This window comes from Kosakonia radicincitans DSM 16656 (assembly GCF_000280495.2).
Classification (GTDB): domain Bacteria; phylum Pseudomonadota; class Gammaproteobacteria; order Enterobacterales; family Enterobacteriaceae; genus Kosakonia; species Kosakonia radicincitans.
In genome coordinates this window covers 2,723,093-2,735,236 of the sequence record NZ_CP018016.1, presented here as the reverse complement: position 1 = coordinate 2,735,236, position 12,144 = coordinate 2,723,093, and the positions used below count along the sequence as shown (strand labels likewise).

Below are 12,144 nucleotides of genomic sequence, written 5' to 3'. Positions count from 1 at the left end.
GCAGCTTTTTTTAGTTGTAGGTAATACCCGGTGGATTGACCAGCGATTGCGTCACCGCCTCCCCCTGCTCTCCCCAGCGCGCCAGCACCTGCTGGTACTCGCCGCGCGCAATAGCGCCGTCAAGCGCTGCCTGCAAGGCATAGACCAGCCCGTTCCCTTTTTTGGTAGTGGTGGCGACCCACGCTTTTTTCGGCCCCAGCCCGACCACCCGTGTGGTGCCATTCAGCGCCGCTTTATACGACGCCACAGCCTGCGGACCAAATACCACATCCGCCCGCCCGGACTGAATATAAAGATTGCCGGAAGCGTCATCCGTCAGGTAGATCGGCTGCGCCGGTTGTCGTCCGGCGGCGCGGTTCTCTTCATTCCAGCCCAGCAAAATCCGCTCCTGGTTGGTACCGGAGCCGACAATCACTTTGCGACCAGCCAGATCCTCCGCCCCATGAATCGCCTGGATTGGGCAGGAGGATTTCACGGAAAAGGCCAGCGAATCCGCACGATAGGTGGCGAAATCAAACTTCTGTTTTCGCGCTTCGGTCACCGCTATGTTCACCAGCGCTACATCGTAGCGCCCGGAGGTGATACCCAGCGGCCAGTCCTCCCACGCGGTCGGCACCAGTTTCAGTTTTAACCCAAGATTTTGCGCCAGCAAGCGAGCGATATCCGGATCGCTGCCAATGCGGGTGCGATTATCGCTGGCGACCAGCGCCAGCGGCGGCGAGTTGAGCGCGGAGATCGCCACCGTTAACGTCCCCGGCTCCACAAAGCGATAGTTCGCCGGAATTTTGGCGATCGCCGTCTCATCGCGCCGGGCGGTGAGCGGCTTTTCGTTGGCTTGTAAATCGATCTGTCCGGCAGACGCGCTGCCAGCTATCAGCAACAGTGCCAGAAATCCCTGTTTCATTTTCACTCCTTACAACACTTTGGATAAAAACTGCCGTGTCCGTGGATGCTGCGGATGGTTGAGCACCTCATCGCTGCTGCCCTGCTCAACAATTTTGCCATCGACCATAAACACCACCTGGTCGGCGACTTCACGGGCAAAACCAATCTCGTGTGTCACCACCACCAGTGTTGATCCCGCACGCGCCAGCTTTTTAATCACATCCAGCACTTCGCCCACCAGTTCCGGATCGAGTGCGGAAGTCGGTTCATCAAACAACATCACGCGCGGACGCAGCGACAGCGCGCGGGCAATGGCAATACGCTGTTGCTGCCCGCCGGAAAGATGGCGCGACCAGGCATCCGCTTTATTGCACAGGCCCACCACATCCAGCAGTTCCCAGGCTTGTTCGATGGCCTCTTTGCGGCTCAGTTTTTTATGGGCAATCGGCGCTTCAATCAGGTTTTCCAGCACGGTCAGATGCGGGAACAGATTAAAGTTCTGAAACACATAGCCGACATTGACCCGCTGGCGCAGGATCTCTTTCTCCTTCAGCTCATAAAGTTTGTCGCCGCGCAGGCGGTAACCGATATATTCGCCGTCGATGCGGATAAACCCTTCATCCACGCGTTCAAGGTGGTTGATGGTGCGCAACAGCGTGGATTTGCCCGAACCGGAGGGGCCAAGGATCACCGTGACGGACCCCGGCGGGATCTCCAGCGATACGCCGTCCAGCGCTTTGTGGCGACCAAAATATTTGCTGACGCCGGTAATCGAAATATGCCCATTAAGAGACGTTGGCATGAACAGGCTCCTGCGGTTGTGCGGTGCGAACACCAGCGGTAACGCGTTTGCGTGATGGAGAGATAGCGGAACGGCGTTCACTGCGTGCCAGCCAGCGCTCAACCAGATACTGAATGGCCGACAGCACGCTGGTGATCACCAGATACCAGACCGCGCCCACCATCAGCAGCGGGATCACCTCCTGCGTGCGGTTGTAGATCATCTGGATGGTGTAAAACAGTTCCGGCATCGCCAGTACGTAAACCATCGCGGTGCCTTTGGCGAGACTGATGATTTCGTTAAAACCGGAAGGCAATATCGTGCGCAGCGCCTGCGGCAGAATAATGCGCAGCGTACGGCGCCAGGCCGGTAACCCCAGCGCGGCGGCCGCTTCGTACTGCCCGTGATCGACGCCGAGGAATCCCCCGCGGATGATTTCGGCGGTATAGGCGCTTTGCACCAGCGTTAAACCGACCACGGCGGTGGAGAACTGGCCGAGCACGTTAATGGTTTCGTAATGGCCCCAGCTTATTGCCGTAAAGGGAATGCCCAGCGACAAGCTGTCGTACAGATAGGAGAAGTTATACAAAATGATCAGCACGACAATCAGCGGCAGCGAGCGAAACAGCCAGATATAGCTCCACGCCAGGCTGCTCAGTAGCCTGGACGATGAAAGCCGCGCCAGCGCCAGCAAGCCGCCGAACACCACACTCAGCGCCGTGCCGAGCAGCGTCAGCAGTAACGTCTGCCCTAACCCGTCGAGGATCACGGGATCGAAAAACCAGCGGGCGAATACCTGCCACTCCCAACGGGGGTTAAACGCCACAGACTGCACAATGCCCGCCAGCACAAACAGCGCCACCACTGCACCCACCGTGCGCAGCGGGTAACGTGCGGGGACGACTTTAACCGGTTCGATCGTTTTCATGCTCCCTCCTCATGCCGTTTTACTTAAGCGCGCTGTCGAGAGCGCTTTGGTAAAGCGCAGCCGCCCGTCGAAAGGCGGCTGGCTGTACTCTTCCGGATCGCGATGGAGATCAAACTGCGGCTGATAACCCTGGCTTATATAGAGACGCACCGCTTCCGGCTGGCGAAAACCGGTAGTCAGGTAAATGTGGCTGTACCCGGCGAGTAATGCGCGGCGTTCCAGCTCCAGCACAACGCGTGCGGCCAGACCTTGCTGGCGCAGCGTCGGGTGCGTCCAGATACGTTTGATCTCCGCCGTGTGCGTATCAAACGGCTTGTACGCGCCGGTGGCAATGATCTCGCCATCGCGCTCCAGCACGATAAACAGCCCCTGCGGTGCCAGATACCACTCGGTCTGCTCCACTTCCGCATCGCGGGAGAAGTAGTCGCCATAACGCGCGGCGTACTCGCCAAACAGCCCGGTTAAAATAGGCTGAAGCTCCGGCGCTTCCGGCGAGACATCACGGAATCGTTCGCTCATCTCAGACCTCCTTAATCGCCCAGACCGGCCGGGTTGATCTCCGACGTTGGCAGTCTCTCCACGCCTTCGCCCCAGCGATTAAGTACTTTGTCGTAATCGCCATTCTTGATAACGCCGTTCAGCGCGGTTTGTACCGGTTCCGCCAGGCCGCTGCCTTTCCGTAGTGTGACCGCGATGTGCGCCGCCTTCGGCCAGCCGCCATCGACGCTGCCAACCAGCCGGGTTTTGCCGGTCAATGCCGCTTTCCATGCGCCAATGACATTCGGGCCGAAATAGGCGTCGGCGCGCCCGGATTGCAGCGCCAGTGTCTGCGCGGCGTCATCTTTGGTGTATATCGGGGTAAACGGCTTCAGCCCTTTTTTCAGGTTTTCAGCGTTCCATGCGAGCAGGATCGCCTCCTGATTGGTGCCGGAACCGACAATAATGCGTAACCCGGCGATATCTTCCGCTTTCTCGATCGACTTCAACGGACTGGTCGATTTGACGTAAAAGCCGAGGGAGTCTTTGCGATAGGTGGCGAAATCAAATTTTTCTTTACGCGCTTTGGTGACGGTAATGTTGCTGATGGCCGCATCATATTTCCCGGAGGTGACGCCAAGCGGCCAGTCTTCCCAGGAGGTAGGAACGACGTTCAGTTCCAGCCCCAGACTGTCGGCAACCAGACGGGCAATATCCACCTCGCTGCCGAGCAACGTTTTGTTATCGTCGGCGAACACCGTCAGCGGCGGCGAATTAAGCGCAGCAACGGCAACGGTAAATTTGCCCGGCTGCACGAAATGGTAATCCTTTGGCAACTGCGCGACCGCCACCGGATTTTTCTCGGTGTTAATCGGCGTTTTATTCGCCTCAAGGCTGACGCCGGTGCCGTTAATATTCACATCCTGAGCCCAGGCCAGCGGCATGACGCTCAATGTCAAAGCCAGCAGTAGCGATGTTTTGTGCATAGCGTTTCTCTTCTTTTATTGTTGTGAAAACGGATTAGCGGGCAGCGGCAGACCTAAACTCTCGCGGAGTGTTGTGCCGGGATACGCCTTGCGAAACAGCGCGCGCGCCTGCAACAGCGGCACGACTTTGTCGACAAAGCGCGGGAAGGTATCCGGTGTGCCGCCCTGGATGATGAAACCGTCGGCAGCGTAGCTTTCAAACCACTGCTGCAAGCCATCGGCAACCTGCTGCGGCGTGCCGGAAAAACGCGGGCGCGGCGTGGCGCTCTCCAGCGCCACCTGGCGCAGTGTTAACCGGCGTTCACGCGCATTGCGTTTGATTTCGTCAGTGGTACTACGAAAGCTGTTCTGCCCCAAATCGCCGATATCGGGGAAAGGTTCATCCAGCGGATACTGGCTGAAATCGTGATGTTCGAAATAACGCCCGAGATAATTGAGCGCATCGGCAATGGATACCAGCGCTGCGGTGGTCTGGTATTGCTGTTCGGCGTCCTCTTCGCTGTCGCCGACAATCACACTGACACCCTGGAAAATATGCAATTCATCATGGCGGCGACCATACTGTTCCAGTTGCTGTTTGACGTCGCGATAAAATGCTTTCGCCTCGTCAAGCGTCTCCTGATGGGTAAAAATGGCGTCGGCATGACGTGCCGCCAGCTTTTTACCATCATCGGATGCACCTGCCTGGAAAATAATGGGTCGTCCCTGCGGCGTGCGGCCGATATTTAATGGCCCGGCAACCTGAAAAAAATCACCGTGATGATTCAGCGTATGTAATTTAGCCGGTTCGAAGAATTGCCCGCTGGCTTTATCACGAATAAAGGCATCTTCTTCCCAGGAATTCCATAATCCTTTCACCACATCGAGATATTCATCAGCAATGCGGTAACGCAGCGCGTGATCCGGATGTTTTTCCCGTGAGAAGTTTTTTGCCGAGCCTTCCAGCGGCGAAGTCACCACGTTCCAGCCTGCGCGGCCATTACTCAAATGGTCGAGGCTGGCAAACTGTCGCGCCACGGTGAAAGGCTCGCTGTAGGAGGTGGAAAGCGTACCGACCAGCCCGAGATGAGTCGTCACACTGGCCAGTGCGGATAATACGGTGATTGGTTCAAAGCGGTTTAAAAAATGTGGGATCGATTTTTCGTTGATATATAAGCCGTCAGCGACAAATAAAAAATCGAGTTTCCCTTTCTCGGCAATTTTTGCCGTCTCCTGCACAAAGCCGAAATTAATACTGGCATCGGCAACCGCCGCCGGATGTCGCCAGGCGGACATATTTCCCGATGCGCCATGCAATATGGTGCCAAGGCGCAATTGTCGTGCTGTAGACATACTCCATCCTCATATTCAGGCAACAGAATGCCCGGCGCAGCCGCGCCAGGGCGATAATATTTTTCAGGGTTGCAGTAAGGCTTTTTCCGCTAACAGCGCGAAATAACGCGCTGCCGGTTCGATGAGATCCTCATCAGGATTAAACGACGGATGATGCAGACCGTATTCACTGGCGCTGCCAATGCTGACAAACGCGCCCGGAATATGTTGCAGATAGACGGCGAAATCCTCGCCGCCCATATGCAGATCCGCCTGTGCTGTCTGGTAGCCGTGCCAGTCGGCGACATCACGGGCAAATGTCGCCCAGCGCTCGTGGTTGATCAACGCATCCGGACCGGCAAACCAGTTGACGGAGATTTCCGCATCAAAGGCGCGCGCCAGACCAGCAGCAATCTCATCGACACGACGTTTGACGCTGTCGCGTACATCGTGGCGGTGCGTGCGCAGCGTGCCTTCCAGCTCGACGTGTTCTGGCAACACATTCCAGGTGTTTCCACCCTGAATACGGGTGACGCTCAGCACCACGGATTCGAGCGTATTGACGTTACGGCTGGCGATACTCTGCAGCGCCACCACCAGTTGGCTGGCGAGTAAAATGGCGTCGTTGCCTTCATGTGGCCGCGCGGCATGCGCGCCTTTACCGGACACTTTTAAGGCAAAGCGATCTACGTTTGCGTAAAACGCGCCGCTGCGCGTGGCAAACGTCCCCACCGGTAAACCCGGTTCATTGTGCATGCCGAAAATGGCGCTGACGCCGTTAAGTGCTCCCGCCTGAATCAGGCGCTTCGCGCCGCCAAAATTCTCTTCGGCGGGTTGAAACAGAATGCGTACCCGACCAGCAAGCTGAGACTCTTTCTCTTTCAGCAACAGCGCCGCGCCGAGCATCACTGTCGAGTGAATATCGTGGCCGCACGCATGCATGATGCCCGGATTACGCGAGGCAAACGGCACGTCCACCGCCTCGTCGATCGGCAGGGCGTCAATGTCCGCGCGCAGCGCAATCACCGGCTCGCCGTCACCCACTTCCGCCACCACGCCGGTCGGTAGCGACAGCGGCAGCAGGCGCAAACCGGCGTTTTCCAGCCAGTGGCGAATGCGGCGTGTGGTTTCGAACTCCTGCAAGGAGAGTTCCGGGTGTTGATGCAGTTCGCGGCGCCAGGCAAGCAGTTGTTGTTCAAAACTCATTCTGTCACCTCCTGGCGTGCATGGACCTCTGCCAGCAGCCGTAACGACTGCAAGCGCGCGCTCCCTTCGCTCACCGGTGTATCAATAATGAATTCATCAATCGCAAATTCCTGATGCAGCGCTTCCAGCGCCGCGCGTACTTGCGTCGGTGTACCGGCAATCAGCGAAGGTTCGCGGCGAGTAATGCTGACTGCCGGGCTCCCGGCCTGACGGGCAAAGGCATGTCCTTGTGCTTCGCTGGCGACGCTAACGCGTTGTCCATTCGCCAGCGTCACGCCCCATACTTCAACGTGTTGCGCGAGTTCCTCGGCCTGCGCATGGGTTGGCGCGACAATCACCTGCACGGCAACCAGCGTATCGCGCTGGCTCTGCTGCTGCCACTGTGTGACAACGTCACGCAAAAGCGCTTTATCGCCGTTCAGGTGGGCGGCGAAAACAAAATTCCATCCCTGTTTTGCCGCAAGCGCTGCACTCTCAAGGCTCGCCCCCAGCAGAAAACCCTCTGCGCGCACTGGCGGTAGCGGTGTGGCGAGCAACGACTCTTCGGCGCTGCCGTCGGTCGGTGACAGCCAGCCATCCAGTTGCGCCAACTGTTCAGCAAAGCTGCCCTTCTCTGCGCTGTTGACGCCATGCTGCAGGGCGCGTGTAGAAAGCGGTAAGCCGCCGGGTGCTTTACCGATGCCCAAATCAACCCGCCCCGGCGCCAGCGAGGCCAGCAGGTTAAAGTTTTCCGCTACCTTATACGGGCTGTAGTGCTGCAGCATCACACCGCCGGAGCCAACGCGAATACGCTGTGTTTGACCCAGTATCCAGGCAATCAGCAGCTCCGGCGAGGGGCTGGCAAGCTGGGCAGTGTTGTGGTGTTCGGCGATCCAGAACCGGTGATAGCCCCAGCGTTCAGCCTGCTGCGCCAGTTGCAGCGTGCGGGCCAGGGCATCCTGCGCGGTTTCCTGCTCCGCGATGGGGCTTTTATCCAGCAAACTCAGACGATACATGCAACGCTCTCATGTTGAAGGAGATACGTTCATTAATAGGTGGCGCGGCGCACGCTGTGAAACAATTAATTTACATTAAATAAGCAAAAAAGTAGCAAAGTCGGCGCGGCGGTCATTATGCATGCTTATGGGATAAGCCTATAACCTTATAAAATTGGCAGGTATTTACCGGTTTATGGCTGGTTTTTTCTGTTGCTTTTATCTGCTGGTTGAATCATTTACGCTGCTTGTCTCCTTTCACCTCACAATTTCTGCTAATAGTCCCATCACTGGCGGCGGGTATGTTTTGCGTCATTTGCCGATTGCAGGTAGGATGCTGCGCCATGTTTCTCTTATCCATACGTAGAATCACTGGAAAGGCAAACATTTACCGCGGAGCAATCGTTTGGCTTTTGCTCACGCAGGTTGAGGAATTCCGCAAGGTTCAGACAGGTTAACAGGTAACGAAATGAAAACAGACAACAACAGCGCCACGGAGCATCACGCGGCGAAACGACGCTGGCTTAACTCTCATGAAGAGGGCTACAACCGGGCGATGGGTAATCGCCAGGTACAAATGATCGCTATTGGCGGCGCGATCGGGACGGGGTTATTTTTGGGCGCAGGCGCACGATTACAGATGGCGGGGCCATCGCTGGCAATCGTCTATCTGGTTTGTGGTCTCTTCTCTTTCTTTATTCTCCGCGCGCTGGGCGAACTGGTATTGCACCGCCCTTCCAGCGGTAGCTTTGTTTCCTATGCCCGTGAGTTTCTGGGCGAAAAAGCCGCGTTTGTCGCCGGCTGGATGTACTTCATTAACTGGGCGATGACCGGTATCGTCGATATCACCGCCGTTGCGCTCTATATGCACTACTGGGGCGCGTTTGGCGATGTGCCGCAGTGGGTGTTTGCGCTGGCCGCGCTGGCGATCGTCGGCACCATGAACATGATTGGCGTGAAATGGTTCGCCGAAATGGAGTTCTGGTTTGCGTTAATCAAAGTGCTGGCGATTGTGGTGTTCCTGATTGTCGGGACCATCTTCCTCGGCAGCGGTAAACCGCTGGACGGCGGCACAACCGGCTTCCATTTGATCACCGACAACGGCGGTTTCTTCCCGCACGGCTTGCTGCCAGCGCTGGTGCTGGTTCAGGGCGTGGTCTTTGCGTTTGCCTCTATCGAGCTGGTCGGTACTGCCGCCGGTGAGTGTAAAGATCCGCAGACCATGGTGCCAAAAGCGATCAACAGCGTGATCTGGCGTATCGGTTTGTTCTACGTCGGCTCGGTGGTTCTGCTGGTGCTGCTGCTGCCGTGGAATGCCTATCAGGCAGGTCAAAGCCCGTTTGTGACCTTCTTCTCCAAACTGGGCGTGCCTTACATTGGCGACATCATGAATATGGTGGTGCTGACCGCTGCGCTTTCCAGCCTGAACTCCGGGCTCTACAGCACCGGCCGTATTCTGCGTTCGATGTCGATGGGGGGGTCCGCGCCGAAGTTTATGGCGAAAATGAGCCGTCATCATGTGCCTTATGCCGGTATTCTGGTCACCATTTGCGTCTATATCGTCGGGGTGTTCCTGAACTATCTGGTGCCGTCGCAGGTGTTTGAAATCGTGCTGAACGTGGCCTCCCTGGGTATTATCGCCTCCTGGGGCTTTATCGTGATTTGCCAGATGCGTCTGCGTAAGGCGATCAAAGAAGGCAAAGTAGCGGATGTCAGCTTCAAAATGCCAGGTGCTCCGGTCACGTCATGGCTGACGCTGCTATTCCTGCTGAGCGTACTGGTGCTGATGGCGTTTGATTATCCGAACGGTACTTACACCATCGGTTCTATCCCGCTGATTGCCGTGCTGCTGGTTGCTGGCTGGTTTGGCGTACGCAAACGCGTACAGGAAATTCACAGCACTGCGCCGGTTGCGCCGACTGAGAACGCCTCGCGCTAAACGGGCGGCAATAAACATTAAGGGAAGGCACTGGCCTTCCCTTTTTTATTACAGCGCAATACGAATAACATCATCTGGTACGCTGACATACAGCGTTTTGCCATCTCATTAATAACAATAAAGTGGAACACCAAATGAGGCAGAAGCGCATCTGGCAGGCAGGGACTACACTCATTCTTAACTTAACGTGCGTTTAATGTTTTCAAAATATTTACATAACCTTTAACATATTGGCGCATGTTCCATTTGGTTCGTTTTTCTCACTCGGTTCCGATATGACTATTCTTTCTGCCACGAAGGCCACTCTGCCGGCGTTATTACTCCCGGCTGTCCTCTCTCCGTCTGCTTCTGCCGCTGACAATGAACAAACAATGATCGTCAGCGCCGCGCCACAGACAGTCTCTGAACTTGATAGCCCTGCCGCCGTCAGCGTTGTACAGGGCGACGATATCCGCCAGGCGGCACCGCGCGTCAATTTGTCGGAATCGCTAAACAGCGTGCCCGGCTTGCAGGTACAAAACCGGCAAAACTATGCCCAGGATCTGCAACTTTCCATCCGTGGATTTGGTTCGCGTTCCACTTATGGTGTGCGCGGTATTCGCCTGTACGTGGATGGTATTCCTGCGACGATGCCGGACGGTCAGGGGCAAACGTCGAATATCGATCTCAACAGCGTGGAGAGCATTGATGTGCTGCGCGGCCCCTTCTCGGCGCTGTACGGCAACGCCTCAGGCGGGGTGATGAATGTCACCACGCAGACTGGACGCCAGCCGACAACCATTGAAGCCAGCAGCTATTACGGTAGCGACGCAAGCTGGCGTTACGGCCTGAAAGCAACTGGTGCGGTAGGCGACGGCACACACGCGGGCGACGTGGATTACACCGTTTCCAGCACCCGCTTCGTCACCGGCGGCTACCGCGATCACAGCGGCGCGCGCAAAAATCTCGCCAACGCCAAACTGGGTGTGCGGATTGATGATGTCAGTAAGCTGAGCCTGATCTTTAACAGCGTTTACATCAAAGCCAACGATGCGGGCGGCCTGACCAAAGAGGAGTGGCAGGATAATCCGCGCCAGTCGCCGCGTGCTGACCAGTACAACACCCGCAAAACCATCAAACAAACGCAGGCCGGGCTGCGCTATGAGCGCCAGATGAGCAGCCAGGATGATTTAAGCGTGATGATGTACGCCGGAGAACGTGAAACGACGCAGTATCAGTCGATCCCGCGCGCGCCGCAGCTTAACCCGGCCCATTCAGGCGGTGTGATCGATTTGACGCGCCATTATCAGGGTATCGACACGCGCTGGACGCACCGTGGTGAGCTGGGCGTGCCGGTGACTTTTACCGGCGGGCTGAACTACGAAAATATGAGCGAGAATCGCAAAGGTTACGAAAACTATGTGATGGATGGCTCGACGCCGGTCTACGGCGAAAAAGGCAATCTGCGCCGTGACGAACGCAACCTGATGTGGAACCTCGATCCGTACGTGCAAACGGCCTGGCAACTGACGGATAAACTCTCTCTCGATGCGGGCGTGCGCTACAGCTCGGTGTGGTTTGATTCCAACGATCACTACGTTACGGCCGGTAATGGCGATGACAGTGGTGAAGCCAGCTATCACAAATGGCTACCGGCGGCTTCACTGAAATACGCGCTCACCGATGCGTGGAACGTTTATGCGGCGGCCGGACGCGGTTTTGAAACCCCGACCATTAATGAACTCTCCTATCGTTCCGGTAACCAGAGCGGGCTGAATTTCGCGCTGAAACCCTCTACCAATGAAACCGTGGAAATCGGCAGTAAAACGCGCATTGGCAACGGCCTGCTGACCGCAGCGCTGTTCCGCACCGATACCGATAATGAGATCGTGACCGACACCAGCAGCGGCGGGCGCACCACGTACAAAAACGCCGGGAAAACCCGTCGCCAGGGCGCGGAGCTGTCGCTCGATCAACAATTTGCCGGAAACTGGCGCGCCAAAGTGGCGTGGACTTATCTGGATGCCACGTACCGTAGCGAAGTCTGTACCAACAGCGACTGTAACGGCAACCGTATTCCGGGCATAGCGCGCAATATGGGTTATGCGTCACTGGGCTGGATCCCGGATCAGGGCTGGTACGCGGGTGCCGATGTGCGCTATATGAGCGATATTATGGCCGACGATGAAAACAGTGCGAAAGCCCCCTCCTACACCGTTACGGGCATCAACACCGGCTACAAATTTAGCTACGGCAACTGGATGATGGATGTGTTTGGCCGCATCGATAACCTGTTTGACCGTGAATATGTTGGCTCAGTGATTGTTAATGAATCGAATGGTCGTTACTACGAACCCGCTCCGGGACGTAACTACGGCGTCGGTTTGTCCATCGCTTATCAGTTCGAATAATGCTCGCCAACCGCCTTCACCCGAGGGCGGTTTGTAATAGAAAAAAGCCCGGAAGCTGATGCTTACGGGCTTTTTTTATTGTCACCCTTAAACCACCTCCTGGGGAGGTGGTGATTGATCCTGTAAGGCTATAGCCTGAAGAATGCCCATGCCGGAATATCTCTGCTTACTCACCACAAGTAAAAGGAGACAAACCGACATGGGTAGACTGGCCCCCTGAATCTCCAGACAGTTGGTATCACTTAAGTTAGTGATAGTCTTAATACT

At 56.4% G+C, this 12,144-nt stretch carries 8 protein-coding genes and 1 pseudogene; 2 read left to right on the top strand and 7 right to left on the bottom strand.

Going from position 1 to position 12,144, the window contains the following annotated elements; translation table 11 throughout:
* Positions 1–10: 10 nt before the first annotated feature.
* The 7 genes and pseudogenes from Y71_RS13215 to Y71_RS13180 form a co-directional block, all read right to left on the bottom strand.
* Positions 11–904, bottom strand: a complete 894-nt coding sequence (locus tag Y71_RS13215; protein WP_007375125.1) for a transporter substrate-binding domain-containing protein — start codon at positions 902–904, stop codon at positions 11–13.
* Positions 905–913: 9 nt separating this feature from the next.
* Complete coding sequence (locus Y71_RS13210) at positions 914–1,687, bottom strand: amino acid ABC transporter ATP-binding protein (RefSeq protein WP_007375126.1); 774 nt, start codon at positions 1,685–1,687, stop codon at positions 914–916.
* On the bottom strand, positions 1,671–2,594 hold the full coding sequence (locus Y71_RS13205) for an amino acid ABC transporter permease (protein ID WP_007375127.1): 924 nt from the start codon (positions 2,592–2,594) through the stop codon (positions 1,671–1,673). Before Y71_RS13205 ends, Y71_RS13210 begins: the two co-directional genes overlap by 17 nt.
* Before the next feature lie 9 nt (positions 2,595–2,603).
* Positions 2,604–3,113, bottom strand: coding sequence for a GNAT family N-acetyltransferase (locus tag Y71_RS13200; protein ID WP_007375128.1), 510 nt, complete (start codon positions 3,111–3,113; stop codon positions 2,604–2,606).
* Positions 3,114–3,124: 11 nt separating this feature from the next.
* A pseudogene (locus tag Y71_RS30710) lies at positions 3,125–5,389 on the bottom strand (NtaA/DmoA family FMN-dependent monooxygenase).
* A gap of 63 nt (positions 5,390–5,452) precedes the next feature.
* Positions 5,453–6,574 carry a M20 peptidase aminoacylase family protein gene (locus Y71_RS13185; protein ID WP_007375131.1) on the bottom strand — a complete coding sequence of 374 codons (1,122 nt, stop codon included), beginning with the start codon at positions 6,572–6,574 and terminating at the stop codon, positions 5,453–5,455.
* The gene (locus tag Y71_RS13180; RefSeq protein ID WP_007375132.1) at positions 6,571–7,569 is read right to left on the bottom strand and encodes an MsnO8 family LLM class oxidoreductase; all 999 of its coding nucleotides are present in this window, start codon (positions 7,567–7,569) and stop codon (positions 6,571–6,573) included. Before Y71_RS13180 ends, Y71_RS13185 begins: the two co-directional genes overlap by 4 nt.
* 448 nt (positions 7,570–8,017) lie before the next feature.
* On the opposite strand from Y71_RS13180, the gene ansP reads away from it, so the two are divergent.
* Together ansP and pqqU are read left to right on the top strand one after the other, a co-directional pair.
* Positions 8,018–9,487, top strand: coding sequence for an L-asparagine permease (ansP, locus tag Y71_RS13175; RefSeq protein WP_007375134.1), 1,470 nt, complete (start codon positions 8,018–8,020; stop codon positions 9,485–9,487).
* 275 nt (positions 9,488–9,762) lie between these two features.
* A complete protein-coding gene (gene pqqU, locus Y71_RS13170) occupies positions 9,763–11,877 on the top strand; it encodes a TonB-dependent receptor PqqU (RefSeq protein ID WP_007375136.1) in 2,115 nt (704 codons plus the stop codon).
* Positions 11,878–12,144 lie beyond the last annotated feature (267 nt).

Coding starts and splice junctions, on each gene's coding strand:
- Y71_RS13215 (WP_007375125.1), bottom strand. CDS start 904: ATGAAACAGGGATTTCTGGCACTGTTGCTGATAGCTGGCAGCGCGTCT.
- Y71_RS13210 (WP_007375126.1), bottom strand. CDS start 1,687: ATGCCAACGTCTCTTAATGGGCATATTTCGATTACCGGCGTCAGCAAA.
- Y71_RS13205 (WP_007375127.1), bottom strand. CDS start 2,594: ATGAAAACGATCGAACCGGTTAAAGTCGTCCCCGCACGTTACCCGCTG.
- Y71_RS13200 (WP_007375128.1), bottom strand. CDS start 3,113: ATGAGCGAACGATTCCGTGATGTCTCGCCGGAAGCGCCGGAGCTTCAG.
- Y71_RS13185 (WP_007375131.1), bottom strand. CDS start 6,574: ATGAGTTTTGAACAACAACTGCTTGCCTGGCGCCGCGAACTGCATCAA.
- Y71_RS13180 (WP_007375132.1), bottom strand. CDS start 7,569: ATGTATCGTCTGAGTTTGCTGGATAAAAGCCCCATCGCGGAGCAGGAA.
- ansP (WP_007375134.1), top strand. CDS start 8,018: ATGAAAACAGACAACAACAGCGCCACGGAGCATCACGCGGCGAAACGA.
- pqqU (WP_007375136.1), top strand. CDS start 9,763: ATGACTATTCTTTCTGCCACGAAGGCCACTCTGCCGGCGTTATTACTC.